General features: G+C 71.8%; 25 protein-coding genes and 1 tRNA gene. 10 read left to right on the forward strand and 16 right to left on the reverse strand.

Going from position 1 to position 25,184, the window contains the following annotated elements; translation table 11 throughout:
- Positions 1-2 precede the first annotated feature (2 nt).
- A complete protein-coding gene (locus tag ACZ4VI_RS04385) occupies positions 3-659 on the forward strand; it encodes an SDR family oxidoreductase (protein ID WP_467996494.1) in 657 nt (218 codons plus the stop codon).
- 75 nt (positions 660-734) lie between these two features.
- Here the strand turns inward: ACZ4VI_RS04385 and ACZ4VI_RS04390 are convergent.
- Positions 735-816 (reverse strand) — tRNA-Tyr (locus ACZ4VI_RS04390).
- A 181-nt stretch (positions 817-997) separates the two neighbouring features.
- On the opposite strand from ACZ4VI_RS04390, the gene ACZ4VI_RS04395 reads away from it, so the two are divergent.
- The 3 genes from ACZ4VI_RS04395 (at position 998) to ACZ4VI_RS04405 (ending at position 2,702) form a co-directional block, all read left to right on the forward strand.
- Positions 998-1,486 carry a YajQ family cyclic di-GMP-binding protein gene (locus ACZ4VI_RS04395; protein ID WP_389169189.1) on the forward strand — a complete coding sequence of 163 codons (489 nt, stop codon included), beginning with the start codon at positions 998-1,000 and terminating at the stop codon, positions 1,484-1,486.
- A gap of 89 nt (positions 1,487-1,575) precedes the next feature.
- Positions 1,576-2,076: a methylated-DNA--[protein]-cysteine S-methyltransferase gene (locus ACZ4VI_RS04400; RefSeq protein ID WP_467996496.1), complete on the forward strand. Its 501-nt coding sequence runs from the start codon at positions 1,576-1,578 to the stop codon at positions 2,074-2,076.
- Positions 2,076-2,702 carry an alpha-ketoglutarate-dependent dioxygenase AlkB family protein gene (locus ACZ4VI_RS04405; RefSeq protein ID WP_467997251.1) on the forward strand — a complete coding sequence of 209 codons (627 nt, stop codon included), beginning with the start codon at positions 2,076-2,078 and terminating at the stop codon, positions 2,700-2,702. Before ACZ4VI_RS04400 ends, ACZ4VI_RS04405 begins: the two co-directional genes overlap by 1 nt.
- Here the strand turns inward: ACZ4VI_RS04405 and ACZ4VI_RS04410 are convergent.
- The gene (locus ACZ4VI_RS04410; protein ID WP_467996498.1) at positions 2,699-2,968 is read right to left on the reverse strand and encodes a GlsB/YeaQ/YmgE family stress response membrane protein; all 270 of its coding nucleotides are present in this window, start codon (positions 2,966-2,968) and stop codon (positions 2,699-2,701) included. The genes ACZ4VI_RS04405 and ACZ4VI_RS04410 overlap by 4 nt on opposite strands.
- A gap of 57 nt (positions 2,969-3,025) precedes the next feature.
- Between ACZ4VI_RS04410 and ACZ4VI_RS04415 the strand changes: the two genes are divergently transcribed.
- A complete protein-coding gene (locus tag ACZ4VI_RS04415; RefSeq protein WP_467996499.1) occupies positions 3,026-4,312 on the forward strand; it encodes an APC family permease in 1,287 nt (428 codons plus the stop codon).
- 4 nt (positions 4,313-4,316) lie between these two features.
- On the opposite strand, the gene ACZ4VI_RS04420 is transcribed toward ACZ4VI_RS04415, so the two are convergent.
- The 13 genes from ACZ4VI_RS04420 to ACZ4VI_RS04480 all read right to left on the reverse strand — a co-directional run bounded on the left by ACZ4VI_RS04420 (position 4,317) and on the right by ACZ4VI_RS04480 (position 16,094).
- The gene (locus ACZ4VI_RS04420; protein ID WP_467996500.1) at positions 4,317-4,715 is read right to left on the reverse strand and encodes a YccF domain-containing protein; all 399 of its coding nucleotides are present in this window, start codon (positions 4,713-4,715) and stop codon (positions 4,317-4,319) included.
- The gene (gene htpX / locus ACZ4VI_RS04425; protein WP_467996502.1) at positions 4,712-5,575 is read right to left on the reverse strand and encodes a zinc metalloprotease HtpX; all 864 of its coding nucleotides are present in this window, start codon (positions 5,573-5,575) and stop codon (positions 4,712-4,714) included. The genes ACZ4VI_RS04420 and htpX overlap by 4 nt, the downstream gene beginning before the upstream one ends.
- 146 nt (positions 5,576-5,721) lie before the next feature.
- Entirely contained in the window at positions 5,722-6,183 is a 462-nt protein-coding gene (gene mscL / locus ACZ4VI_RS04430) for a large conductance mechanosensitive channel protein MscL (RefSeq protein WP_467996503.1), read from the reverse strand.
- Between the two features lie 43 nt (positions 6,184-6,226).
- Positions 6,227-7,726, reverse strand: coding sequence for an NADH-quinone oxidoreductase subunit N (locus ACZ4VI_RS04435; RefSeq protein ID WP_467996505.1), 1,500 nt, complete (start codon positions 7,724-7,726; stop codon positions 6,227-6,229).
- Positions 7,723-9,276, reverse strand: coding sequence for a complex I subunit 4 family protein (locus ACZ4VI_RS04440; protein WP_467997252.1), 1,554 nt, complete (start codon positions 9,274-9,276; stop codon positions 7,723-7,725). The genes ACZ4VI_RS04435 and ACZ4VI_RS04440 overlap by 4 nt, the downstream gene beginning before the upstream one ends.
- 27 nt (positions 9,277-9,303) lie before the next feature.
- The gene (locus ACZ4VI_RS04445) at positions 9,304-11,277 is read right to left on the reverse strand and encodes an NADH-quinone oxidoreductase subunit 5 family protein (RefSeq protein WP_467996507.1); all 1,974 of its coding nucleotides are present in this window, start codon (positions 11,275-11,277) and stop codon (positions 9,304-9,306) included.
- Positions 11,274-11,618, reverse strand: a complete 345-nt coding sequence (nuoK, locus tag ACZ4VI_RS04450) for an NADH-quinone oxidoreductase subunit NuoK (RefSeq protein ID WP_467996509.1) — start codon at positions 11,616-11,618, stop codon at positions 11,274-11,276. Before nuoK ends, ACZ4VI_RS04445 begins: the two co-directional genes overlap by 4 nt.
- Entirely contained in the window at positions 11,618-12,181 is a 564-nt protein-coding gene (locus ACZ4VI_RS04455; protein ID WP_467996510.1) for an NADH-quinone oxidoreductase subunit J family protein, read from the reverse strand. Before ACZ4VI_RS04455 ends, nuoK begins: the two co-directional genes overlap by 1 nt.
- Positions 12,178-12,741, reverse strand: coding sequence for a NuoI/complex I 23 kDa subunit family protein (locus ACZ4VI_RS04460; RefSeq protein WP_467996512.1), 564 nt, complete (start codon positions 12,739-12,741; stop codon positions 12,178-12,180). The genes ACZ4VI_RS04455 and ACZ4VI_RS04460 overlap by 4 nt, the downstream gene beginning before the upstream one ends.
- The gene (locus ACZ4VI_RS04465; protein WP_467996514.1) at positions 12,741-13,709 is read right to left on the reverse strand and encodes a complex I subunit 1/NuoH family protein; all 969 of its coding nucleotides are present in this window, start codon (positions 13,707-13,709) and stop codon (positions 12,741-12,743) included. Before ACZ4VI_RS04465 ends, ACZ4VI_RS04460 begins: the two co-directional genes overlap by 1 nt.
- The gene (locus tag ACZ4VI_RS04470; RefSeq protein WP_467996516.1) at positions 13,706-15,112 is read right to left on the reverse strand and encodes an NADH-quinone oxidoreductase subunit C; all 1,407 of its coding nucleotides are present in this window, start codon (positions 15,110-15,112) and stop codon (positions 13,706-13,708) included. Before ACZ4VI_RS04470 ends, ACZ4VI_RS04465 begins: the two co-directional genes overlap by 4 nt.
- Positions 15,109-15,696, reverse strand: coding sequence for an NADH-quinone oxidoreductase subunit B (locus tag ACZ4VI_RS04475; protein WP_467996518.1), 588 nt, complete (start codon positions 15,694-15,696; stop codon positions 15,109-15,111). The genes ACZ4VI_RS04470 and ACZ4VI_RS04475 overlap by 4 nt, the downstream gene beginning before the upstream one ends.
- The gene (locus tag ACZ4VI_RS04480; protein ID WP_467996519.1) at positions 15,687-16,094 is read right to left on the reverse strand and encodes an NADH-quinone oxidoreductase subunit A; all 408 of its coding nucleotides are present in this window, start codon (positions 16,092-16,094) and stop codon (positions 15,687-15,689) included. Before ACZ4VI_RS04480 ends, ACZ4VI_RS04475 begins: the two co-directional genes overlap by 10 nt.
- A 182-nt stretch (positions 16,095-16,276) precedes the next feature.
- Here ACZ4VI_RS04480 and ACZ4VI_RS04485 point away from each other — a divergent pair, with 182 nt between their 5' ends.
- From ACZ4VI_RS04485 to ACZ4VI_RS04505, 5 genes are all read left to right on the forward strand, one after another.
- The gene (locus ACZ4VI_RS04485) at positions 16,277-17,434 is read left to right on the forward strand and encodes a sensor histidine kinase (protein WP_467996521.1); all 1,158 of its coding nucleotides are present in this window, start codon (positions 16,277-16,279) and stop codon (positions 17,432-17,434) included.
- Positions 17,435-17,578: 144 nt separating this feature from the next.
- The gene (locus ACZ4VI_RS04490) at positions 17,579-18,868 is read left to right on the forward strand and encodes a sensor histidine kinase (RefSeq protein WP_467996523.1); all 1,290 of its coding nucleotides are present in this window, start codon (positions 17,579-17,581) and stop codon (positions 18,866-18,868) included.
- A gap of 158 nt (positions 18,869-19,026) precedes the next feature.
- Positions 19,027-19,686 carry a LuxR C-terminal-related transcriptional regulator gene (locus ACZ4VI_RS04495; protein ID WP_467997254.1) on the forward strand — a complete coding sequence of 220 codons (660 nt, stop codon included), beginning with the start codon at positions 19,027-19,029 and terminating at the stop codon, positions 19,684-19,686.
- 243 nt (positions 19,687-19,929) lie between these two features.
- A complete protein-coding gene (locus tag ACZ4VI_RS04500; RefSeq protein ID WP_467996525.1) occupies positions 19,930-21,867 on the forward strand; it encodes a 2-oxoacid:acceptor oxidoreductase subunit alpha in 1,938 nt (645 codons plus the stop codon).
- Positions 21,860-22,912: a 2-oxoacid:ferredoxin oxidoreductase subunit beta gene (locus tag ACZ4VI_RS04505; RefSeq protein WP_467996527.1), complete on the forward strand. Its 1,053-nt coding sequence runs from the start codon at positions 21,860-21,862 to the stop codon at positions 22,910-22,912. The genes ACZ4VI_RS04500 and ACZ4VI_RS04505 overlap by 8 nt, the downstream gene beginning before the upstream one ends.
- A 49-nt stretch (positions 22,913-22,961) precedes the next feature.
- Here the strand turns inward: ACZ4VI_RS04505 and ACZ4VI_RS04510 are convergent, their stop codons facing one another.
- Positions 22,962-25,181: a bifunctional serine/threonine-protein kinase/ABC transporter substrate-binding protein gene (locus tag ACZ4VI_RS04510; RefSeq protein ID WP_467996529.1), complete on the reverse strand. Its 2,220-nt coding sequence runs from the start codon at positions 25,179-25,181 to the stop codon at positions 22,962-22,964.
- Positions 25,182-25,184 lie beyond the last annotated feature (3 nt).

Genomic DNA, 25,184 nt, shown 5'->3' on the forward strand with positions numbered 1-25,184 from the left:
GTATGCGCATTGTCATCGCTGGAGGACATGGTCAGATCGCCCTGCGTCTGGAGCGGCTGCTCTCGGCGGCGGGGCACGAGCCCGCGGGGATCATCCGCGACCCGGACCAGGCCAACGACCTGCGCGCGGTGGGCGCGGAGCCGGTCGTCCTGGACCTGGAGTCGGCCACGGTGGAGATGGTCGCGGCGGTCCTGACGGGCGCCGACGCGGCGGTCTTCGCGGCGGGCGCGGGCCCGGGCAGCGGCGCGGCCCGCAAGGAGACCGTGGACCGCGGCGCCGCGGTCCTCTTCGCCGACGCGGCGGAACGGGCGGGCGTACGCCGCTTCCTCGTCGTCTCGTCGATGGGCGCCCAGTCGGGCCAGGAGGGCGACGCGGTCTTCGACGCCTACCTGCGCGCCAAGGGCGCGGCGGACGACGACATCCGCGCCCGCAAGGGCCTGGACTGGACGATCCTGCGCCCCGGCACGCTGACGAACGACGCGGGCACGGGCCTGATCCGCCTGGAGGCCTCGACGGGCCAGGGCCCGATCCCGCGCGACGACGTGGCGGCGGTCCTGGCCGAACTCCTGGAAACCCCGGCGACGGCCGGCCTGACCCTGGAAGTGATCAGCGGCTCGATCCCGGTGGACGTGGCGGTGAAGGCCGTGGCGGGCGAATAGACCATCAGGCCCCCGACCGAGGCCCGACAACGAAGAAGGTCCCCGGCGCGAGCACCGGGGACCTTCTCTATCGCGTGGCGGCGCCAGGATTCGAACCTGGGTAGGCTAAGCCGACGGATTTACAGTCCGCTCCCATTGGCCACTCGGGCACACCGCCATGGGATGTCGCTGCTCGGAGCCGCTTTCGGCGGTGCTCCGTGGCAACGACGTAAACGATACCTGATCCTCAGGGGTGCTTCGCCACCGGATTGATCAGCGGTTCGGGCGTGATCGGATGACTAGGCTTGGCGGCGTACGCCAACGCAACCGCATCGCATTCGAGCAAGGAGCCACACGTCATGGCCGACTCCAGTTTCGACATCGTCTCCAAGGTCGAGCGGCAGGAGGTCGACAACGCCCTCAACCAGGCCGCGAAGGAGATCTCGCAGCGCTACGACTTCAAGGGCACCGACGCCTCGATCTCCTGGTCGGGCGAGAAGATCCTGATGCAGGCGAACGGCGAGGAGCGCGTGAAGGCGATCCTCGACATCTTCGAGACCAAGCTGATCAAGCGCGGGATCTCGCTGAAGTCGCTGGACGCGGGCGAGCCGCAGCTGTCCGGCAAGGAGTACAAGATCTTCGCCACGATCGAGGAGGGCATCTCCCAGGAGAACGCCAAGAAGGTCTCCAAGGTCATCCGCGACGAGGGCCCCAAGGGCGTCAAGGCGCAGGTCCAGGGTGACGAGCTGCGGGTCAGCTCGAAGAGCCGGGACGACCTGCAGGCCGTGCAGGCGCTGCTCAAGGGCAAGGACTTCGACTTCGCGATCCAGTTCGTGAACTACCGCTAGCCACGAACTGCGTGTCCGAAAACCGCCAGCTCCCGCCTCGGCAGGCCTCGCACACTGGGCTTGAAGTGAGTGCGAGGAGAGGAACCGCCATGACGGTGTACGCGTACGTCGACGGGCCCCTGGGCCGGATGCTGCTCGTCGGGCGGTGCGCAGGCGAGGGCGGGCCGACCGCGCTCGTCTCGCTGTCGCTGCCCGGGCAGAAGGGCGGTGCCGCCGTCGAGGACGGCTGGCGGCACGCGCCCGAGGCCTTCGAGGGGATCGCCGGGCAGCTCGACGAGTACTTCGCGGGGCGCCGGGAGCGGTTCGACATCCCGTTCGCGGACCGCGGTACGGACTTCCAGCGGCGCGTCTGGCAGGCCCTGGAGGAGATCCCGTACGGCGCCACCGTCTCGTACGGGGACATCGCCCGGACGGTGGGGTCCTCCGGGGCCGGGGTGCGGGCCATCGGCACCGCCATCGGGCGTAATCCGCTGCTCGTGGTGCGGCCCTGCCATCGGGTCGTGGGCGCCGACGGCGCGCTGCGCGGCTACGCGGCCGGCCTGGAGCGCAAGGAGCGGCTGCTCGGACTTGAAGGCGCCCTGGCGGTGTGATGGACGCGCTCTTTCCGCGCGAGCGGGCCGTCGTCGCCCCCGGCGCCGTGCACGTGCCGGGGTGGCTCTCCCTCGACCGGCAGCGGGAGTTGGTGGCCGCCTGCCGGGAGTGGGGGCGCGGGCCCGTTCCGTACCGGCACACCGTGCTGCCGGGCGGTGGGGTGATGTCCGTGCGGTCGCTCTGCCTGGGGCGGCGCTGGGTTCCGTACCGGTATCTCGACGCGGTGGGTCTCGAACTGCCCGGGTGGCTGGGTGACTTGGGGCGGGCGGCCGTTCGTGAGGTTTATGGGGAGGACGTCAACTTCAGCCCCGACACCGCTCTCGTCAACTTTTACGACGCCGGCGCCCGGATGGGGCTGCACCAGGACAAGGAGGAGCGGTCCGGCGCGCCGGTGGTGTCGCTGAGCCTCGGTGACCGTTGCGTGTTCCGGTTCGGGAACACCGAGACCCGGGGGAAGCCGTACACGGATGTGGAGTTGGCGTCCGGGGATCTCTTCGTGTTCGGCGGGCCTTCGCGCTTCGCGTACCACGGTGTGCCGAAGGTGTACGCGGGGACGGGTGATCCGGCCCTTGGGCTGACGGGGCGGCTGAACATCACCCTGCGCGAGACGGGGCTCCAGCTTTAGCGCGAGCGTGAGTGGCCGAACAGGATCCGGTATGCGATGAGCAGCACCAGCGCGCCGCCGATGGCCGAGAGCCAGGTGGCGGTGTCGTAGAAGCCGGTGGTGATCGGGCGGTCCAGGAGCGTGGACGAGAGCCAGCCGCCGACGAAGGCGCCGGCGATGCCGATGACGGTCGTGCCGATGAGCCCGCCCGGGTCTCGGCCGGGGAGCAGGATCTTGGCTATGACGCCCGCGAGGAGGCCCAGGACGATCCAGCTGAGGATGTTCATGCAGGGGAAGACGCGGGGGTGTCGGGTGCGGTTGCGGAGCACCGTAATGTGCGGGGCATGACACAGGAACTGCGACGCTCCCTCGGGGTCTTCGACGCCGTCGTCATCGGGCTCGGCTCGATGCTGGGTGCCGGGATCTTCGTCGCGCTCGGCCCGGCGGCGGGGGCGGCGGGCGCGGGGCTGCTGCCGGCGCTCGGGGTCGCCGCGGTCGTCGCGTACTGCAATGCCATGGCCTCGGCCCGGCTGGCCGCGCTGTACCCGGCCTCGGGCGGTACCTATGTGTACGGTCGCGAACGTCTCGGGCCGTTCTGGGGGTACTTGGCCGGCTGGGCGTTCGTCGTCGGCAAGACGGCCTCGTGCGCGGCGATGGCGCTGACGGTCGGGGCGTATCTGTGGCCGGGGCAGGCGCATGCGGTGGCGGTCGCGGCCGTGGTGGCGCTGACAGCCGTGAACTACGGCGGTGTGCAGAAGTCCGCCCTGCTGACGCGGGTGATCGTGGCGCTGGTCCTGGCCGTCCTGGCCGCCGTGATCGTCACCTCGCTGAGCACCGGCGAGGCGGACTTCGGGCGGCTCGCGCTCGACGCGGAGGTGACGGCGGGCGGGGTGCTCCAGGCGGCGGGGCTGCTGTTCTTCGCGTTCGCGGGGTACGCGCGGATCGCGACGCTCGGCGAGGAGGTGCGCGATCCGGCCCGGACCATCCCGCGGGCCGTGCCGCTCGCCCTCGGGATCACGCTGGCCGTCTACGCGGCGGTGGCGGTGTGCGTCCTGGCCGTCCTGGGGCCGCAGGCCCTGGCGGCCTCCGCCGCCCCGCTGGTCGACGCGGCGCGGGCGGCCGACGCCGGGTGGCTGGTCCCGGTCGTCACGGTCGGCGCGGCGGTCGCGGCGCTGGGCTCGCTGCTCTCGCTGATCCTCGGGGTGTCCCGTACGACGCTGGCGATGGCCCGGGACCGGCATCTGCCGTCGGCGCTCGCCGCCGTGCATCCCCGCTTCCAGGTGCCGCACCGGGCGGAGCTAGCGGTGGGCGCGGTGGTGGCCGTGGTGGCGGGCACGGCAGACGTGCGGGGCGCGATCGGGTTCTCGTCGTTCGGCGTGCTCGTCTACTACGGCATCGCCAACGCCTCCGCGTGGACGCTGGGCGGGTCGGGCCGCTCGGACGAGTCGGGCGGGTCGGGCCACTCGCGCCGCTCGGGCCTTGCGCAGCGGGTCCTGGCGGCGATCGGTCTGGCCGGCTGCGGGGCGCTGGCGTTCGCGCTGCCTCTCGGCTCGGTACTGGCCGGGGTCGGGGTCCTCGCGGCGGGCACGGTCGCGTACGCGGTGAGCCAGGGGCGGCACACGGGTACGTGAGGGGCTAGTGGACCCCGTATCCGTACGCCTGGTCCGTGCGGACGATCTCCTTGCCCAGGGGCAGCAGCGAGACCGGGATCAGCTTGAAGTTCGCGATGCCCAGCGGGATGCCGATGATCGTGACGCAGAGGACGATGCCGGTGGCGATGTGGCCCAGCGCGAGCCACCAGCCCGCGAGGATCAGCCACAGCACGTTGCCCACGCAGGAGGGCGCGCCCGCGTCGCGGCGGTCCACGACGGTGTAGCCGAACGGCCAGAGGGCGTAGAGCCCGATCCGGAACGCGGCGAGCCCGAAGGGGATGCCGATGATCGTGATGCACAGCAGGATGCCGGCCAGTACGTAGCCGAGGAACATCCAGAAGCCGCACAGGATCAGCCAGATGACGTTGAGGATTGTCTTCACGAGCGGCGACCTGCCATCTGTTCGAGTCTGGCGATGCGCTCCGCCATCGGCGGGTGCGTCGAGAACATCTTCGAAAACCCTCTGCCCGCTCCGAAGGGGTTCGCAATCATCATGTGGCTCGCTGTCTCGATCTTCGGCTCGGGCGGGAGGGGCAGCTGCTTCGTGCCGGCGTCGAGCTTGCGCAGCGCGCTGGCCAGGGCCAGCGGGTCGCCGGTGAGCGAGGCGCCGGAGGCGTCCGCCTCGTACTCGCGGGAGCGGCTGATGGCGAGCTGGATGACGGACGCGGCGATCGGGCCGAGGATCATGATCAGCAGCATGCCGAGCAGACCCGGGCCCTCGTCGTCGTCCGAGCGTCCGATCGGGATCAGCCAGGCGAAGTTGACCAGGAAGAGGATCACGGAGGCGAGCGCTCCGGCGACCGAGGAGATCAGGATGTCCCGGTTGTAGACATGGCTCAGCTCGTGGCCGATGACGCCGCGCAGCTCGCGCTCGTCGAGGATCGCGAGGATGCCCTCGGTGCAGCAGACGGCGGCGTTCCGCGGGTTCCGGCCGGTGGCGAAGGCGTTGGGCGCCTGGGTGGGGGAGATGTAGAGCCGGGGCATCGGCTGGCGGGCCTGGGTGGAGAGGTCCCGCACCATCTTGTAGAGCCCGGGGGCCTCGAACTCGCTCACCGGGCGGGCGCGCATGGCCCGCAGGGCCAGCTTGTCGCTGTTCCAGTAGGCGTACGCGTTCGTGCCGAGCGCCACGAAGACCGCGACGATCAGCCCTGTCCGGCCGAAGAAGCTGCCGATGACGATGATGAGGGCCGAGAGCCCTCCGAGGAGTACGGCGGTCCTCAGCCCGTTGTGCCGGCGGTGCACGGTACGCCCTCCAAGTGGTGCGGCAGGGGAACCCTTTGCTCAGTGGTGGTCCACTCGTCCAGTGGACCCTCCCGTACTGGTCAACGCCAGGCGGGAGGTACGGGTTCCCCGGCCCCCGCAGGGGGCGGTGTGGGCCGTACGGGTGATCAGCGGGGCGTGGGCAGGGCGGCCTTCCCCAGCTTCTCCAGCGCGGCGGCGACGGGCTCGACCTCGCTGGTGCAGTGGGCGCAGCGGGAGGCGATGGCGGGGATCTCGGTGAAGCAGCGGGGGCAGTCGCGCTTCTCGGACTTCGCGTCGGCCTCCTCCTTGGCGAACTTCTCCTGGATCTTCGTCATGGGGACGACGATGAAGAAGTAGAGAACGGCGGCCGTGATCACGAAGGCGATGGCGGCGGCGATGGCCAGGCCGTACGGGAACTCCGTACCGCGGATCTTGAAGCTGGCCTCGCTGAAGTCGCCGACCGAGCCGGTGGCCAGACCGATGAGCGGGGTGATGAACGCCTTGCTGAAGCCGGTCACGACCGCGGTGAACGCCGATCCGACGGCCAGACCGATGGCCATCGAGATGATGTTGCCGCGGAGGATGAAGTCCTTGAAACCGTTCAGCACGGGTGACGCTCCTTGATGCTCTTCTGTGTGGGGGGTCCTGGGGTCAGAACAGGCTGCGCGCCGCGAAGCTCAGCGCGAACTGCGGGTAGCCCGACAGCACGACGCCGACGACGGCCGCCAGCGCGATCGCCAGGCTGATCGGGGCGGGCACGCGCGCGTGGGCCCGCTCCCCCACCGGCGCGCGGAAGAGCAGCCCCGTCCAGCGCAGGTAGTAGTAGAGGCCGATCACGACGTTGATGCCCATGATCACGGCCAGCCAGCCGAGACCGGCGTCGACCGCGGCCGAGAAGACGGTCACCTTGGCGAAGAGGCCGATGATACCGGGGGGCAGCCCGGCCAGATTGAGCAGGAAGAAGCCCATGGTGAGCGCGAGGAGCGGACTGGCGGCGTAGAGGCCGCGGTAGTCGGCGATCCGGTTCTCGGGGTGCGTACGGGCGACCAGGGCGGCGACCGCGAAGGCGCCGAGGTTCACGACGGCGTACATCAGGGCGTACGCGACGGTGGCGCCGATCTGGTCGTCGCTGGAGTACGCGGCGGCGGCGATCGGGACGAGGAGGTAGCCGGCCTGGGCGACGGAGGACCAGGCGAGCAGCCGGACGGCGCTCCACGCGCGCGTGGAGACCTGGCGCAGGGCGGCCACGTTGCCGACGGTCATGGTGAGCGCGGCGAGGACGGCGAGGGCCGGGCCCCAGACGTCGGCGTACGAGGGGAAGGCGACGACCGTGACCAGGATGAGGCCGGTGAAGCCGACGGCCTTGCCGACCACCGAGAGGTAGCCGGCGACGGGCAGCGGGGCGCCGATGTAGGTGTCGGGGACCCAGAAGTGGAAGGGGACGGCGGCCGTCTTGAAGGCGAAGCCGACGAGGGTGAGGGCCACGCCCGCCTGGGCGAGGGTCTCCAGCTGGCCCGGGACGTCCTCGAGGCGCTGGGCGACCTCGGTGAGGTGGAGGGTGCCGGTCGCGCCGTACACGAAGCTGACGCCGAGCAGGGTCACGGCGGTCGCGGTGACCGAGGAGAGGAAGAACTTCAGTGCCGCCTCGCTGGACTGGCGGTCGCCGCGGCGCATGCCGACGAGCGCGAAGGCGGGCAGCGAGGCCACTTCGAGGGCGACGACGAGGGTCGCGAGGTCGCGGGAGGCGGGCAGCAGGGCGGCGCCGGCGGCCGAGGAGAGCAGCAGGAACCAGAACTCTCCGGCGGGGAGCTTGTCGCGTGTGTCGGCGAGGGAGAGCAGGGCGGCGAGCAGCGCGCCGCCGAACACCAGGAACTGGATGACGAGGGTGAAGCGGTCGACGGTGTAGCTGCACGCGGCGGTCGCGGCCGGTTCGGTGGTGAGGCAGAAGGTCGAGCGGTCGCCGGCGCGCAGCGGGACGAGCAGGGCGATCGAGGCGACGAGGCCGCCGATCGCGGTCCAGCCGAGGAGCTGCTTGTGCCGCTCGGGGACGAAGAGGTCGGCGATGAGCACGGCCAGGGCGACCACGGCGGCGAGGGTGGGCGGCGCGATCGCGAGCCAGTCGACGGACTGGACGAGGGTCGTGAGGGTCACGAGTTTCCTCCCGCGAGGAGCTGCTGCACGGCCGGGTCGGTGAGGCCGAGGAGAACCGCGGGCCAGAGTCCGGCGAGGACGGTGAGGGCGACGAGCGGGGTCCAGGCGGCGAACTCGTACCCCTGGACGTCGGCGATCGCGCTCTCCCCGCTCGGGCGGGGGCCGCCCATGCAGACCCGGCGGACGACGACGAGGAGGTACGCGGCGGTGAGGAGGGTGCCGAGGCCGCCGATGACCATGAAGGTGAGGAAGGCGGGGCGGCTGAGGCCCGCGGCCGGTTCGAAGGCACCGAACAGGGCGAGCATCTCGCCCCAGAAGCCGGCCAGTCCTGGCAGGCCGAGGGAGGCGACGGCGGCGAAGGCGAGCAGTCCGCCCAGGCGCGGGGCGCGACCGTAGAGCGCGGCGCCGGTGGCGCCGGCGAGGGTGTCGAGGTCGGCGGTGCCGTACCGGTCCTTCAGCGCCCCGACGAGGAAGAACAGCAGGCCGGTGATGAGGCCGTGGGCGATGTTGGCGAAGAGCGCGCCGTTGACGCCGGTCGGGGTCATGGTGGCGATGCCGAGGAGGACGAAGCCCATGTGGCCGACGGAGGAGTACGCGATCAGCCGCTTGAGGTCGCCGTTGATGCCGGGGCGTGTGAGGGCGAGGCAGGCGAGGGATCCGTAGACGATGCCGACGGCGGCGAAGGCGGCGAGGTAGGGCGCGAAGATCCGCATGCCGTCGGGGGTGATCGGCAGGAGGATCCGGACGAACCCGTACGTACCCATCTTCAGCAGGACGCCGGCGAGGAGGACCGAGCCGACCGTGGGGGCGGCGGTGTGGGCGTCCGGGAGCCAGCTGTGCAGCGGCCACATCGGGGTCTTCACGGCGAGCCCGATCCCGATCGCGAGAACGGCGATGACCTGCACGGATGTGGTCAGTCCACGGCCGTTGTCAGTGGCGAGTGCCACCATGTCGAACGTGCCCGCCTTCACGCCGATGAGGAGCAGGCCGAGCAGCATGACGACCGAGCCGAGCAGCGTGAAGAGGATGAACTTCCAGGCGGCGGGCCCCCGGCCCTCGCCGCCCCAGCGGGCGATGAGGAAGTACATCGGGATGAGGACCATCTCGAAGGCCAGGAAGAACAGGACGAGGTCGAGGACGGCGAAGGTCGCGAGGGTGCCGGACTCGAGGACGAGGAGGAGAGCGACGAAGCCCTTGGGGGAAGGGCCCGCAGGCATCTTGAAGTAGCTGTAGAGCGCGCAGAGGAAGGTCAGGAGCGCGGTCATGACCAGGAGGGGGAGGGAAATGCCGTCGACACCGAGGTGGAGGCGCACGTCGAGTGCGGGGATCCACTTGATGTCCGTGCTGGCCTGGATCTTCGACGGCTGGTCGTGGTCGAAGCCGAGGGTGAGGACGATCGCGGCGGCGAGGATCACGCCGGTGACGACGACGCCGTGGCGGAGCACGGCCTGGTCGGGGGACTTCCCCTTCAGCCCCGGAGGGGCCGGGAGGAGAGCGGCGGCGGCGCCGATGAGCGGGCCGGCGACGATCAACGCAAGAAGGAACTGCATCACGGATTCGCTGATATCGATCACGTCTCACGCTCCGGCGGCGACGAGTACGGCGGCGATCGCCAGGACGACGGAGCCGGCGAGCAGGGCGCTCAGGTAGGTCTGCACGTTGCCGGTCTGGGCGCGGCGGACGAGCCAGCCGAGCCACTTGGTGCCGGTGCCCGCGCCGTTCACATAGGTGTCGACGACCTCGCGGTCCAGGAAGCGGACCAGGGAGGCCGCGGCGAGGACGGGGCGGACGAACACGGTGGCGTAGAGGGCGTCCAGGTGGAAGCCGGCGGCCGCGGGGCGGTGCAGGGGGCCGAGCAGGGCGCGGCCGGGGTCGGTCGGGTCCTCGGCGGGGTGCGGCAGGTGCAGGGCCTCGGCCTCGACCTGGCCCGCCTCGGCGTCGGGGTGGGCGACATGCGCGGTGACCGGTTCGCGGGCGGGGGCCCTGGTGGCGAGGGTGCGCCAGACGGCGTAAGTGACGGCCGCGCCGATAACGGCGATGCCCGTGCCGAGGACGGCGGTGGTGACGGTCGGGGTGAGGGCGTGGCCGTCGAACCAGTCGTCGAGGTACGTGACGGTCAGACCGAAGCCGAGGGAGGGGACGGCGAGCACCCACAGGACGGTGGTCATGGCGAGCGGCTGGCGGCCGTGGTCCGGGGCTGCGGCGCCGCGGCCGCGGAAGGCGAGCAGCCACAGGCGGGTCGCGTAGGCGGCGGTGAGGAGGGCGGTGAGCAGGCCCGCGACGAGGACGGTCCAGCCGGCCCCGGCGGGGGCGACGGTCCGCTCGCCGAGGGCGGTGTGCTCGGCGGCCACGAGGACGGCTTCCTTGGAGAAGAAGCCGGCGAACGGTGGCAGGGCGGCGAGCGCGAGGAGGGCGACGGTCATCGTCCAGTACGCGTCGGGGATCCGCTTCGTCAGGCTGCTCATGCGGGACATGGCCGAGAGCGAGTTCGTACCGGCGGCGTGGATGACCGCGCCGGCGGCGAGGAAGAGGAGGGCTTTGAAGGCGCCGTGCGCCATGAGGTGGAAGACGGCGGCCCCGCGGTCGCCGACGGCCAGGGCGCCGGCCATGTAGCCGAGCTGGCCGATGGTCGAGTAGGCGAGGACGCGCTTGATGTCGTCCTGGGCGAGCGCGGCGAGCGCCGAGCCGACCATCGTGACGGCGGCCATCACGGCGAGCAGGGTCAGCGCGGCGGCGGACGCGGCGAAGACGGGCAGCAGGCGTGCGACGAAGTAGATGCCGGCGGCGACCATCGTCGCCGCGTGGATGAGCGCGGAGACGGGGGTGGGGCCGGCCATCGCGTCGGGGAGCCAGGTGTGCAGCGGGAACTGCGCGGACTTGCCCGCGACGCCGGCGAGGAGCAGCAGCGCGACGATCGTGGGGTGGTCGAGGCCGCCCGCGGCGACGGCGCCGAGGATCCCGCGGATCTGGAACGTGCCCGCGTCCGTGGCGAGCGCGAAGAGCCCGAACAGGAAGGGGATGTCGCCGAGCTTGGTGACCAGGAAGGCCTTGAGCGAGGCGGCCCGCGCCTCGGGGATCTCCCAGTAGTGGCCGACGAGGAAGTACGAGCAGATGCCCATGATCTCCCAGCCGACCAGGAGCACCATCAGGTCGCCGGAGTAGACGACGAGCAGCATCGCGGAGGTGAAGAGGGAGACGAGCGCGGCGTACGAGGGGTAGCGCGGGTCGTCGCGGAGGTACCCGGTCGAGTAGATCTGCACGCAGGTGGCGACCACGCCGACGAGGACGGCGACGAGGGCGGCGAAGCCGTCGATGTACAGGGACAGGTCGACGGGGACCGAGCCGGTGGGGGTGAGCTGGGTGGCGGCCGTGATCGTCTTCCCGCCGCCCTGCCGGACGGCGACCAGGACGGCCAGGACGGCGGCCGCGAGCGTCGGCAGGACCGCGAGGGGGCGGACGAAGCCGGGCGCGGTCCGGCCGAGGAGCAGGCCGGCGGCGGAGCCGAGGAAGGGAAGGAGGGGGACGAGGAAGGCGAGGGTCGTGGTGGTCACGCGGTGGCCTCGGCCTTCTCGTCGGCGTCGGTGGGTGTCTCCTTGGTGTCGCGGAGGCGGTCGACGTCCGAGGTGCCGCGGTTGCGGTAGACCATCAGGACGATCGCGAGACCGATGCCGATCTCGGCGGCGGCGATGGCGATGGTGAAGAGGGTGAGCGCCTGGCCGGCGTGCAGGGCGTCGCGGAGCCAGATGTCGAAGGCGACCAGGTTGAGGTTGACGGCGTTGAGCATCAGCTCGACGGACATCAGGACCAGGATCGCGTTGCGGCGTGCGAGGACGCCGTAGAGGCCGACGCAGAAGAGCAGGGCGGCGAGGACGGCGGGGTAGGCGAGATGCATCAGTCCCGGGCCTCCGTGGCGTTCTTGCGGGACAGGACGATCGCGCCGACCAGCGCGGCGAGGAGGAGGACGGAGAGCGCCTCGAAGGGCAGCACCCAGTGCCGGAAGAGGATCTCGCCGGACACCGTGGTGGAGCCCTGGGCCGGTCCGTCCAGGTCGATCCAGGTGGTACGGAAGGCGTCGACGACCACCCAGACGAGGGCGGCGGCCGCGGCGAGCGCGACCGCGAGGGCGACGGGGCGGTTGCCCGAGTCGGCGTCCGGGGAGCGGCCGATGGGGGCCTTGGTGAGCATGAGACCGAAGAGGAGGAGGACGACGACGGAACCGACGTAGATCAGTACCTGGACCCAGGCGATGAACTCGGCGGTGAGGAGGAGGTACTCGACGGCGAGCCCGCCGAGGGTCACGACCAGCCAGAGCGCGGCGTGCACGAGCTGGCGGGTGGTGACGGTGACGGCGGCGGCGCCGAGGGTGGCGAGGCCGACGAGGAGGAAGGCGATCTCGACGCCGGTGGGCGAGAGGAAGCCGGGGGTGGCTGCGGCGAGTGCTGCGGCGAGGTTCACTCCTGGCCCTCCTCGGTCTGGGCGGCGGCCTCGGCGGCGGCCTGGGCGGCGGCCTTCTCCGCCGCCTTGCGGGCCGCGGCGAGCTCCTTCGGCTCCTCGGCGCGCGGGTCGAGCGCGGGCGGTTCCGGAACCGTCCACATCCACTCGCGGAGCTTGTCGCGCTCGTGGGTGAGGTCGTGGATGTCGGTCTCCGCGTACTCGAACTCGGGCGACCAGAACAGCGCGTCGAAGGGGCAGACCTCGATGCAGATACCGCAGTACATGCAGAGGGCGAAGTCGATCGCGAAGCGGTCGAGGACGTTGCGGCTGCGCTCGCGGCCGCCGGGGGTGGCGGCCGGCACCGTCTCCTTGTGGGAGTCGATGTAGATGCACCAGTCGGGGCACTCGCGGGCGCAGAGCATGCAGACCGTGCAGTTCTCCTCGAAGAGCCCGATGACGCCGCGGGTGCGGGGCGGGAGTTCGGGCTGCTTGTCCGGGTACTGCGCGGTGTGGGCGCGCTTCGTCATGGTGCGGAGCGTGACGGCGAGGCCCTTGGCCAGGCCGGAACCGGGGATGGGCATTACTGGATCGCCACCTTCACGATGCCGGTGAGCGCGATCTGCGCGAGGGCGAGCGGGACGAGCGTCGTCCAGGCGAGCTTCTGGAGCTGGTCCTCGCGGAGCCGGGGGTAGGACACCCGCAGCCAGATGACGAGGAAGGCGAGGATCGCGATCTTGAGGAGGGTCCAGACCCAGCCGAGGCCGTCGGCGCCGAAGGGGCCGTGCCAGCCGCCGAGGAAGAGGACGGTGGTGAGGGCGCAGAGGACGACGATGCCGGCGTACTCGGCGAGCAGGAAGAGCGCGAAGCGGAGGCCGGTGTACTCGGTGTACGCGCCGAAGATGATCTCGGAGTCGGCGACGGGCATGTCGAACGGCGGGCGCTGCAGCTCGGCGAGGCCGGCGACGAAGAAGACGAGGGCGCCGACGATCTGCCAGGGCAGCCACCACCACTCGAAGGCGTTGAGGATGCCGGGGAGGGAGACGGTGCCGGCGGCCATCGCGACGGAGGCGGCGGTGAGCAGCATCGGGAGCTCGTAGGCGAGCAGCTGGGCGGCGGTGCGGAGCCCTCCCAAAAGGGAGAACTTGTTCGCGGACGCCCAGCCGGCCATGAGGCTGCCGAGGACGCCGACGCCCATGGCGGCGAGGACGAAGAAGATGCCGGCGTCGACGATCACGCCGACGGCGCCTTCGCTCGGGCCGATGGGGATGGCGACGAGGACGAGGAGGTACGGGAGGAGGGCGACGGCGGGGGCGAGCTGGAAGACACGGCGGTCGGCGTCGGCCGGAACCACGTCCTCCTTCTGCGCGAACTTGACCCCGTCGGCGACGAGCTGGGCCCACCCGTGGAATCCACCGGCGTACATGGGCCCGAGGCGGCCCTGCATGTGGGCCATGACCTTGTGCTCGGTCTGCCCGACGACGAGGGGCAGCACGAGAAACACGCCGAAGACGACGAGCAGCCGCAGGGCGACGTCGAGTGCGTCGTTCACGCGGGTTCGCCTCCGTCGGGGTCGGTGGGGTCGGGGGTGGGGTTCTGGTCGGGCCGGGGGGCGGAGCCCGTTTCGGGGGCGGGCACCGCGTCGGGGGCCGAGGCCGCGTCGGGGGCGGGCTCGGCCTCGGGGGCGGGTTCCGTGTCCGGGGCGGGCTCGGCCTCGGGGGCGGCGGCCGACTCCGGGGCCGGTTCCGCGTCGGGGGCGGGCTCGGCCTCGGGGGCGGGTTCCGTGTCCGGGGCGGGCTCGGCCTGGGGGGCCGGTGCCGCCTCGGGGGCGGGCTCGGGCTTCGGGGCCGGGGCCGCCTCAGTGGCGGGTTCCGCCTCGGGGGGCGTGGTGGCCTGGTCCTCGAACGCCGGGCGGGCGTGGTGCCAGGGGGCATCCGAGCTGCGGGTTCGCGGCGGCGCAGGCTCGGCGGGCGCGGCCGCCTGGCTCGCGGAGCCGTCAGCGGCGCTGCGCGAGCGGCGGGGCGGGCGCGTGGGCGTGCCGGCACCCGGCTCAGGGGCAGCCGGGCCGGCATCGGCACCGCCCGCTCCGGCGGGCGGAACCGCGCCCAGCTCCGTCGCGGGCGCGGCCGCCTGGCTCGCGGAGCCCTCCGCCGCGCTGCGGGCACGGCGCGGCGGGCGCGGGGGCGCGCCGGCACCCGGCTCAGGGGCGGCCGGGGCTGCATCGGTGCTGCCCGCTGCGGCGGGCGGAACCGCGCCCGGCTCCGTCGCGGGCGCCGCCGCCTGGGTAGCGGAGCCCTCTGCTGTCGTGCGGGTGCGGCGTGGGGGGCGGTCGGCGGTGGCGGTGGCGCGGGTGGGGCGGGTCGGGGCAGGGGGGAGCTGGCCCTTCAGGGGGCCCCAGTCGTTGGGGTCGGGGACGCCCGGGGGAAGCATCTGGCGGCGCTTGGGGCCGCCGTGCTCCGATTCACCCGGTTCCTTCGCTCCCGGCCACGCCTTCACGACGCGCGCCGCCAGGACGAAGTCCTTCCGCAGCGGATGCCCCTCGAAGTTCTCCGGCAGGAGCAGCGGGACGAGGTTCGGGTGGTCCGTGAACTCGACGCCGAACATCTCGTGCGTCTCCCGTTCGTGCCACTCCGCGCCCGCGTAGACAGGGACCGCCGAAGCCAGCACGGGAGACTCGTGCGGCACCGTCGTGCGCAGCAGCAGGCGACGTACCGCGCCGCCCTCCAGTGCCACCACGTGCGCGCAGACCCGGAAGCCCACGCCCGGCTCGTCCACCGCGCTCAGCCAGTCGAAGTACGTGCAGCCCAGCTTGTCCCGCGCGATCTCCAGCGCGGCGATCCACGAGCCGACCGGCACGTCCACCGTAAGGAGCTCGTACGCCCGCTCCGCCGTCGCCTCCTCGCCGAAGACCTCGGTCACGCCCTCCGGGAGGGAGTCGTACGCGTTCGCGTTCACTGGTCATCACCGCCCGGCTTCGGCGGGGACACCAGGCTGCTCGTCAGCTGGCCCACCGACGGGCCCGAGTACCGCGCCGCCAGCGACTCCCGCGCGATCTTCTCCTGGAGCTTCAGAATCCCCTGAAGCAGCGCCTCCGGACGCGGCGGGCACCCCGGCACGTACACGTCGACGGGGATGATCTGGTCGACGCCCTTCGTCACCGAGTACGAGTCCCAGTACGGCCCGCCGCAGTTCGAGCAGGCGCCGAAGGAGATGACGTACTTGGGCTCCGGCATCTGCTCGTACAGCCGCTTGACCGCCGGCGCCATCTTGTCCGTCACCGTGCCGGAGACGATCATGAGGTCGGCCTGGCGCGGCCCCGGCGCGAACGGGATCACGCCGAGCCGGATGAAGTCGTGGCGGGCCATCGACGCGGCGATGAACTCGATCGCGCAGCAGGCGAGGCCGAAGTTGAAGACCCAGAGGCTGTAGCGGCGGCCCCAGTTCAGGACCACCTTCATCGGCTCCGGCGCCAGGCGGGCGAGAGGGCCGAGCGTCGGGGTGGGAAGCGGGGTGGGGGCCGGAGTCGGGGTCACGTCCATGTCAGGACCCCCTTCTTGTACGCGTAGAGCAGTCCCACGGCCAGGAAGCCGAGGAAGATGAACATCTCGACCAGCGTCGTCGCGCCGTAGCCGGCCGCGGCGAACACGGTCGCCCAGGGGAAGAGGAAGATCGAGTCGACGGCGAAGATGACGTAGAGGAAGGCGTAGACGTAGTAGCGGACCTGGGTGTGTGCCCAGCCCTCGCCCACCGGGTCGACACCGCACTCGTACGTCAGCAGCTTCTCCCGCGTCGGGACGACGGGCCGCAGCAGCCTGCCCGCGCCGAACGCGACGGCGACGAAGAGCACGCCGATCGCGGCCATCAGTCCGACGACGGAGTACGACTGGAAGTAGTCCGCCGCGAGTCCGATGCCCGCCCGCACGGTCGGATCCGGCACGTCCACCCCTCGCTTCCTGCCCGTTTCGACGATCCGTTTCGACGATCCTTCGCACGCGAGTCTAGGCCCTGCTAAAGATCCGGTAAGCGGTGTGTCACAGACTGAGCGGTGGGGATATCCCTACTCCCCTTCACCTACGAACCCCATGGCGTGCCGAGCCCCCCGACCGGCACGCTTGGCGCATGAGCGTCGACACCGAGACCCCCCTGCCGCCCGCGCGCTTCGCATACGGCCGGCACACGTGGAAGGAGATCTCCTTCCTCCTCACCAACCTGCCCGCCGCCCTGGTCGGCTTCGTGTACGTGGTGGTGTCGGTCGCCGTCGGTGTGGGTCTGGCCGTCACGGTGGTCGGCCTGCCGCTGCTCGCCCTCGCTCTCGCCGGGGCGCGGGGGATCGGCCGGAGCGAGCGGGCGAGGGCCCGGGTGCTGCTCGGCGTACGGGTGGAGGAGCCGAGCCCGCTCCCCCGTCGGCACGGCTTCTTCCCCTGGCTGTGGACGGCGCTGAAGGACCCGGTGGCGTGGCGGACGATGCTGTACAGCTTCATCCGGCTGCCCTGGGGGATCGTGACGTTCACCGTCACCCTGGTCTCGCTGATCGTGCTCTGGCCCGTGCTGCCGTTCGTCGCCCGTGGGCTGTCCACCGCCGACCGGGCCATGGTCCGCGGGCTGCTCTCGCCCTCGGACGAGCTGGAGCGGCGGATCGCCGAGCTGGAGACGGACCGGGGTGTGGTCGTGGACACCGCCGCGGCCGATCTGCGCCGGATCGAGCGCGATCTGCACGACGGCGCGCAGGCCCGGCTCGTCGCGCTCGCCATGGACCTGGGTCTGGCGAAGGAGAAGCTGCTGGAGGACCCGGAGGCGGCCGCCGCGATGGTCGACGAGGCGCACGGCGAGGTGAAGCTGGCGCTCCAGGAGCTGCGCGATCTGGCCCGGGGCATCCACCCGGCGGTCCTGACCGACCGGGGGCTCGATGCCGCGCTGTCGTCGATCGCCGCGCGGTGCACGGTCCCGGTGAAGGTGACGGTCGATCTGGCAGAACGGCCGGCCGAGGCCATCGAGGGCATCGCGTACTTCACCGTGTCCGAGCTGCTCCAGAACGTCTCCAAGCACGCGCGGGCCCGCTCCGCCTCCGTGGACGTGTGGCGGCGGGACGACCGGCTGCTGCTTCAGGTACGGGACGACGGGCGCGGCGGGGCCCGGCTGGACGGCGGGACGGGGATGGCGGGGCTCGCGGAGCGCCTGGGGGCGGTCGACGGCCTGTTCGTCCTCGACTCGCCGGAGGGCGGCCCGACGACGGTCACGGCGGAGCTGCCGTGGCGGGGGCGGTCGGCTTCGGCGTGAGCCGAGCCGGGGCTCTCGGGGGCTCCCCGAGCCCCCAGGTAGGGAAAACCCCCCGGTGGAGACGCCGACCTTCCTCATGGTCCGGGGCGCGCCCGCACGGAAGCCTTGAGACATCACCTTCCCGAGCAGAAACGGACACCAGCGATGGCCGCCTCCACCCGCCTCCCCGCCGCGATCCGCGCGCCGTTCGAGGCCCGCACCTGGCGCGAGTTCGGCTATCTGGTGCTCGGGCTTCCGCTGAGCTGCGTCTACTTCGCCCTCTCCATCGCCCTCGTCTCGGCCGGCGCGGGGCTCCTCGTCACCTTCCTCGGCATCCCGGTCCTGGCCGGCGCCCTCGCCCTGTGCCGCGGCTTCGGCGCCGTGGAGCGGGCGCGGGCGCGCGGGCTGCTCGGCCTGGACGTGGCGCCGCCCGAGCCGGCCCGGGGCCGTACCGGCGGGGCCATGTCGTGGATGGGGGCGACGCTGAAGAGCGGCGCGTCCTGGCGCCACCTGCTGTACGCGCTCCTGCACATGCCCTGGGCGATCTTCGCCTTCTCGGTCTCGGTGGCCTTCTGGGCGTACGGCTGGGCGCTCTTCACGTACCCGCTGTGGCAGTGGGTCTTCCCGATGTACGCGGGGCAGGACGGCCTTCAGCTGTACGGCGACGGGACCCACAACTTCTACCTGGACTCCCCCTTCGAGATCGCCGTCACCAGCGTCATCGGCCTCCTCTTCGTGCTCGTCGGGCCGTGGATCATCCGGTCACTGGCGGCTGTGGACCGGCTGATGGTCTCGGGCCTGCTCGGCCCGTCGCGGCTCGCGACCCGCGTCACGGAGCTGGAGTCGGACCGGGGCGTGGTCGTGGACACCGCTGCCGCCGATCTGCGCCGGATCGAGCGCGATCTGCACGACGGTGCGCAGGCGCGGCTCGTCGCGCTCGCCATGGATCTGGGTCTGGCGAAGGAGAAGCTGGCGGAGGACCCGAAGGCGGCGGCGCGGATGGTCGAGGAGGCGCACGGCGAGGTGAAGACCGCGCTTCAGGAGCTGCGGGACCTGGCCCGGGGCATCCACCCGGCGGTCCTGACCGACCGCGGTCTGGACGCGGCGCTGTCGGCGGTCGCCTCGCGGTGTGCGGTTCCGGTGTCGGTGGAGGTCGATCTGCCGGCGCGGCCGGTGCCCGCGATCGAGGGCATCGCGTACTTCACCGTCTCCGAGCTGCTCCAGAACGTGTCCAAGCACGCGGAGGCGCGGCGCGCGTGGGTGGACGTGTGGCGGGCGGGCGACCGGCTGCTGCTGCAGGTACGGGACGACGGGCGGGGCGGGGCGGACGTGGGGGCGGGGCGGGGGCTTGCGGGGCTCACGGAGCGGTTGGACGCGGTGGACGGGGTCCTGGCGGTGGACTCGCCGGCGGGCGGCCCGACGACGATCACGGCGGAGCTGCCCTGGAGGGCGTGAGCCCCCCGTTGTGGGCCTTCGCCCCGCCCGTTGTGGGCATTCGTTCCGCTGGGGCGGAACGGGTGGGCACACGGGGGGTGGCGAGGGGTGCGATGCTGAGAGGCGCATCGATCATCGACACATGGGGGCTCAGGGTCGTGGAAGACGTGGCGGGCAGGGTGCGGGTGGTCATTGCCGAGGATTCGGTGCTGCTCCGCGAGGGGCTGACCCGGCTGCTGACCGACCGGGGGCACGACGTCGTCGCCGGCGTCGGTGACGGGGAGGCCCTCGTCAAGACCGTGGCCGAGCTCGCCGCCGACGACGCGCTGCCCGACGTCGTGGTGGCGGACGTACGGATGCCCCCCACCCACACGGACGAGGGCGTCCGGGCGGCGGTGCGGCTGCGCAAGGAGTACCCCGGGGTCGGGGTCCTGGTCCTCTCGCAGTACGTGGAGGAGCGGTACGCCACCGAACTCCTGGCCGGGTCCAGCCGGGGCGTCGGGTACCTCCTGAAGGACCGGGTCGCCGAGGTCCGCGAGTTCGTGGACGCCGTGGTCCGGGTGGCCGGGGGCGGTACGGCCCTCGACCCGGAGGTCGTGCAGCAGCTGCTCGGCCGGAGCCGTAAGCAGGACGTCCTGGCGAACCTGACCCCGCGCGAGCGCGAGGTCCTCGGCCTGATGGCCGAGGGGCGGACCAATTCGGCCATCGCGAAGCAGCTCGTGGTGAGCGACGGCGCGGTGGAGAAGCACATCAGCAACATCTTCCTGAAGCTGGGCCTGTCACCGAGTGAGGGCGATCATCGGCGGGTACTCGCCGTACTGACCTACCTGAATTCTTGATCAGCTGACACCCTGTCAGATGTTGGGGATTCGAACCTTGGATCGCTATGGGGGGCAACAGAACGTGACGATTCACAGCAAAAAGGCATCTCAAAACGAGGTCCGCGATGCGAGAAGTCCAGGGAAGGGCGCCCTCACCGTCGTAGGGTGGGCCACGGGGCCGGCGCGGTTTCGCCGTCCGTGCCCCGAGACTTCTCCCGCCTCCGGCGGAGAGAACCCTTGCCGCGAGGGAGGTCCAGTTCAGTGACCAGCCAGGTCAGTAGCGAGGCCGGTGAGGCCCTGGTCGGGGAGCAGCGCAGCGCCCCGGCGGCGCCCCACCACGGCGACGAGAAGGAAGTCCGCAAGCTCGATCGGGTGATCATCCGATTCGCCGGTGACTCCGGTGACGGGATGCAGCTGACGGGTGACCGGTTCACCTCCGAGACGGCGACCTTCGGGAACGACCTCTCGACGCTGCCGAACTTCCCGGCCGAGATCCGGGCCCCCGCGGGAACCCTGCCGGGCGTCTCGTCCTTCCAGCTGCACTTCGCCGACCACGACATCCTGACGCCGGGCGATGCACCGAATGTGCTGGTCGCGATGAACCCCGCCGCGCTGAAGGCCAACGTCGGGGATGTGCCGCGTGGTGGCGAGATCATCGTCAACACCGATGAATTCGCCAAGCGGGCGATGGCGAAGGTGGGGTACGCGACCTCGCCGCTGGAGGACGGTTCGCTGGAGGGCTACCGGGTGCACCCGGTGCCGCTGACGACGCTGACGATCGAGGCCCTGAAGGACTTCGGCCTGTCCCGGAAGGAGGCCGAGCGGAGCAAGAACATGTTCGCGCTCGGGCTGCTGTCCTGGATGTATCACCGGCCCACGGAGGGTACCGAGAGGTTCCTGCGGCAGAAGTTCGCGAAGAGGCCGCAGATCGCCGAGGCGAACGTGGCTGCGTTCCGGGCGGGCTGGAACTTCGGCGAGACGACGGAGGACTTCGCCGTCTCCTACGAGGTGGCCCCGGCCACGAAGGCGTTCCCGACGGGGACGTACCGGAACATCTCCGGGAACCTGGCCCTGTCGTACGGGCTGATCGCCGCCTCCCGCCAGGCCGATCTGCCGCTGTACCTGGGCTCGTATCCGATCACGCCGGCCTCGGACATCCTGCACGAGCTCAGCCGGCACAAGAACTTCGGTGTCCGCACCTTCCAGGCCGAGGACGAGATCGCCGGTATCGGCGCGGCGCTCGGCGCGGCCTTCGGCGGCTCGCTGGCCGTCACCACCACCTCCGGGCCCGGTGTGGCGCTGAAGTCGGAGACGATCGGTCTTGCGGTCTCCCTGGAGCTGCCGCTGCTCGTCGTGGACATCCAGCGCGGCGGCCCGTCGACCGGTCTGCCCACCAAGACCGAGCAGGCCGATCTGCTCCAGGCGATGTACGGCAGGAACGGCGAGGCCCCGGTGCCGGTCGTGGCGCCGCGGACGCCCGCCGACTGCTTCGACGCGGCCATCGAGGCCGCCCGGATCGCGCTCACCTACCGCACGCCGGTCTTCCTGCTCTCCGACGGCTACCTCGCCAACGGCTCCGAGCCCTGGCGCATCCCGGACCTGGAGGACCTGCCCGACCTGCGGGTCCAGTTCGCCACCGGGACCAACCACGAGCTGGCGGACGGCACCGAGGTGTTCTGGCCGTACAAGCGCGACCCGCAGACCCTGGCCCGCCCGTGGGCGCTGCCCGGCACGCCCGGTCTCGAGCACCGTATCGGCGGCATCGAGAAGCAGGACGGCACCGGCAACATCAGCTACGACCCGGCCAACCACGAGTTCATGGTCCGCACCCGGCAGGCCAAGATCGACGGCATCGACGTCCCGGACATCGAGGTCGACGACCCGGACGGCGCCCGCACCCTGGTCCTCGGCTGGGGTTCCACCTACGGGCCGATCACCGCCGCCGTCCGCCGCATCCGGCGCGAGGGCGGCCACATCGCCCAGGCCCACCTGCGACACCTCAACCCCTTCCCGAGGAATCTGGGAGAGGTCCTGAAGCGTTACGACAAGGTGGTGGTTCCCGAGATGAACCTCGGCCAGCTCGCCACCCTCGTCCGGGCGAAGTACCTCGTCGACGCCCGCAGCCACACCCAGGTCAACGGCATGCCGTTCAAGGCCGAGCAGCTCGCCTCGGCGCTCAAGGAGGCCATCGATGAGTGAGTCGCTCCTGAACCTCGTGCCCAAGGCCGAAGCAGCCCAGTCGATGAAGGACTTCAAGTCCGACCAGGAGGTCCGCTGGTGCCCCGGCTGCGGCGACTACGCCGTCCTGGCCGCCGTGCAGGGCTTCATGCCCGAACTCGGCCTGGCGAAGGAGAACATCGTCTTCGTCTCCGGCATCGGCTGCTCCTCCCGCTTCCCGTACTACATGAACACCTACGGGATGCACTCCATCCACGGCCGCGCCCCCGCCATCGCCACCGGCCTTGCCACCTCGCGCCGCGACCTGTCCGTCTGGGTCGTCACGGGCGACGGCGACGCACTCTCCATCGGCGGCAACCACCTCATCCACGCCCTGCGCCGCAACGTCAACCTCAAGATCCTGCTGTTCAACAACCGGATCTACGGGCTGACCAAGGGCCAGTACAGCCCCACCAGCGAACTCGGCAAGATCACCAAGTCCACGCCCATGGGCTCCCTCGACGCCCCGTTCAACCCCGTCTCGCTCGCGCTGGGCGCGGAGGCCTCCTTCGTGGCCCGTACGGTCGACTCCGACCGCAAGCACCTCACCGAGGTACTGCGGCAGGCCGCCGACCACCCCGGCACCGCGCTCGTGGAGATCTACCAGAACTGCAACATCTTCAACGACGGCGCCTTCGAGGTCCTCAAGGACAAGGACCAGGCCCAGGAAGCCGTCATCCGCCTCGAGCACGGACAGCCGATCCGCTTCGGCACCGCCCTCGACAAGGGCGTCGTCCGCGACCCGGCCACCGGCGACCTGAAGGTCGTCACAGTGACACCTAAGAACGAGGCCCAGGTCCTGGTCCACGACGCCCACACGGCCTCCCCGACCACCGCCTTCGCGCTCTCCCGGCTCGCCGACCCCGACACCCTGCACCAGACCCCGATCGGGGTGTTCCGGTCCGTGCGGCGCCCGGTGTACGACACGCTCATGGCTGACCAGCTGGACACGGCGATCGAGCAGCACGGCAAGGGTGACCTGGGGCAGCTGCTCGCGGGGAACGACACCTGGACCGTCGTCGGCTGACGGAAGCGATACGGAAGTGAGGGGCGCGGCCACGCGAGGGCCGCGCCCCTCACCCTTTCCCGAGCCGCTTCTTCTCGTCGGCCACCGCCTTCTCGAACTGGCCGAGGAAGCGCGGGACGCCCTTCTCGATCCGGTGCAGGAACAGCTCCTTGGGGTACGAGAACATCATCACGTTCTGTTCCTCGAAGCCGTACTTCTTCGCGAGCCCCTGGTACGTGAACGTCCGCATCGCCCCTCGCAGGGCGACCCTTGAGACGGCCAGCTGCTGGCTCGACACCAGGCCCCTCATGCGCTCGGCCACGACCGTCACCGCGTCGTACGCCTCCACCGCGAACCGGTCGACGGGCGCCGTGCCCGGCAGCCCCCAGCGCTTGCGGTAGGCGGTCGTGAACGCCCCGGCCGCGGGCATCCGCGCCGGATCGACGTAGGTGGTGCCGAAGTACCAGCCCTCGGCCGCCGCCGGGCCCGCGACGGAGAGGAACTCCGGACCCAGCGCGTACTCGACGCCGCCGCGCAGCCCGCCGTAGCCCTGCTGCTCCAGCGCCTTGGCGCACAGTCCGGCGCGGCGCGGGGAGACGCCCGCGTAGAGCACGGCGTCGGGGCGGGTGGCGAGGGCCTCGCGCACCGCCGGTCCGAAGTCCTCACTCGCAGCAGCCATCTGATGCAGCGTCACCGCCTCCCCCTCCGCGCTCATGGTGGTCTTCACGGAGTTCGCCGTACGCCAGCTGAAGTCGCCCGCCGCCCGGTCGTCCACCACGGCCGTCCGCTTGGCACCCCGCACAATGGCGATGCTGGTGAAGGGAAGTTGCAGCATGTCGTGGTGGACGCGCAGCTCCCGGTAGGTGGGGTTGAGCGACTGGAAGGCGACGTCGCCCTGGTCGACTCCGACGGCGACGGTCGTGCACACCAGCACGCTCTTGTCGTACGTCCCGGCGACGGCGACGACGGTTTCCCGTGTGGTGGGGCCCACCACGGCCATGACGCCCGCGTCCTTCACGAACTCCTTCGCCACGGCGACGGCCCGGCGCGGGTCTCCCCCGTCGTCGCGTACCTTCACCGCCAGGTCGAAGGGCCGGTCGGGGCGTGCGTTGAAGGTCTCGACGGCCAGCCTCGCCCCGCGCTCCTGGGCGCGTCCGTCCGCCCTGCGCGGGCCGCTCAGATCTGTCTGGACACCGATCGTGTACGTGGGCAGGGCCGTGGGCGGTCCGCCGGAGCCCGTGCCCGTGCCCGTGCCGCCGGGTGTGCGGTTCACGAGCCAGGCCGTCAGCCCGCCGGCCCCGGCGACGGCGGCCGCGGAGCCGAGAGCCAGGAAGCGCCGCCGTGTGGGCGAGGTGCGGGCCGGTTCGGCGGCGGGCACCACGACGGTCGGCTCCGCCACGGGCAGGTCGAGGACGCGCGCGGAGCGCTCGGCGATCAGCGCGGGCAGCCCGGGCGGCAGCCAGTCGCCCGCCGGCCCGTCGGCGGGCCCGAGCCGCGCTCGTACCTCCGCCGCCGTCGGCCGGTCCGCGGGGTCCTTGGCCAGACAGGCGGTCACCAGCGGCAGCAGCGCCTCCGGTACGCCGTCGAGGTCGGGCTCCTCGTGGACGGTGCGGTACACGACCGCGGCCACCGTTCCCGTACCGAAGGGGCGGCGGCCGGTCGTCGCGTACGCGAGCACGCATCCGAGCGAGAACACGTCGCTCGGCGGGCCCACTTCGCCCGCGCCGGCCGCGCGGGCCTGCTCGGGGGCGAGGAAGCCGGGCGTGCCGATCATCGCGTCGGTGGCGGTGAGGGCGGTGGCCCCGGCCGACCGGGCGATGCCGAAGTCGATCAGGCGCGGTCCGTCGAGGGCGAGGAGGACGTTGCCGGGTTTGACGTCCCGGTGGACGAGACCGGCCTCGTGCATGTCGGTGAGCGCGTCGGCGAGCCGGGCGCCCAGGGCTCGTACCGTCGGCTCGTTCGGCAGGGCGCCGTGCAGGCCGACGGCCTCGGCGAGCGAGGGCCCTGGCACGAACTCGGTGGCCAGCCAGGGCTCCCGGGCCTCCGGGTCGGAGCCGAGGACCCGGACCACCCAGCGGCCGGTGATCCGCTCGGCGACCCGGGCCTCACGGCGGAACCGCTCCCGGAAGCCGGGGTCGGCGGCGTGCTCGGCCAGGATCAGCTTGAGCGCGGCGAGCGCGCCGCCGCCGGACCGGGCGAGGTAGACCACGCCCATGCCGCCGGCGCCGAGCCGGCCGAGCAGGCGGTATCCGGCGATCGTCGAGGGATCGGCGGGGCGGAGGGGCCGCACGTC

This window comes from Streptomyces sp. NPDC029169 (assembly GCF_055563935.1).

What these genes read in the sequence shown, in the direction of transcription:
- ACZ4VI_RS04400 (WP_467996496.1), top strand. Translation starts at nt 1,576, where the DNA reads ATGACGGTGTACGCGTACGTCGACGGGCCCCTGGGCCGGATGCTGCTC.
- ACZ4VI_RS04485 (WP_467996521.1), top strand. Translation starts at nt 16,277, where the DNA reads ATGAGCGTCGACACCGAGACCCCCCTGCCGCCCGCGCGCTTCGCATAC.
- ACZ4VI_RS04460 (WP_467996512.1), bottom strand. Translation starts at nt 12,741, where the DNA reads ATGCCCATCCCCGGTTCCGGCCTGGCCAAGGGCCTCGCCGTCACGCTC.
- ACZ4VI_RS04475 (WP_467996518.1), bottom strand. Translation starts at nt 15,696, where the DNA reads ATGGACGTGACCCCGACTCCGGCCCCCACCCCGCTTCCCACCCCGACG.
- ACZ4VI_RS04395 (WP_389169189.1), top strand. Translation starts at nt 998, where the DNA reads ATGGCCGACTCCAGTTTCGACATCGTCTCCAAGGTCGAGCGGCAGGAG.
- ACZ4VI_RS04385 (WP_467996494.1), top strand. Translation starts at nt 3, where the DNA reads ATGCGCATTGTCATCGCTGGAGGACATGGTCAGATCGCCCTGCGTCTG.
- ACZ4VI_RS04410 (WP_467996498.1), bottom strand. Translation starts at nt 2,968, where the DNA reads ATGAACATCCTCAGCTGGATCGTCCTGGGCCTCCTCGCGGGCGTCATA.
- ACZ4VI_RS04415 (WP_467996499.1), top strand. Translation starts at nt 3,026, where the DNA reads ATGACACAGGAACTGCGACGCTCCCTCGGGGTCTTCGACGCCGTCGTC.
- ACZ4VI_RS04490 (WP_467996523.1), top strand. Translation starts at nt 17,579, where the DNA reads ATGGCCGCCTCCACCCGCCTCCCCGCCGCGATCCGCGCGCCGTTCGAG.
- ACZ4VI_RS04440 (WP_467997252.1), bottom strand. Translation starts at nt 9,276, where the DNA reads ATGCAGTTCCTTCTTGCGTTGATCGTCGCCGGCCCGCTCATCGGCGCC.
- nuoK (WP_467996509.1), bottom strand. Translation starts at nt 11,618, where the DNA reads ATGCATCTCGCCTACCCCGCCGTCCTCGCCGCCCTGCTCTTCTGCGTC.
- ACZ4VI_RS04405 (WP_467997251.1), top strand. Translation starts at nt 2,076, where the DNA reads ATGGACGCGCTCTTTCCGCGCGAGCGGGCCGTCGTCGCCCCCGGCGCC.
- ACZ4VI_RS04505 (WP_467996527.1), top strand. Translation starts at nt 21,860, where the DNA reads ATGAGTGAGTCGCTCCTGAACCTCGTGCCCAAGGCCGAAGCAGCCCAG.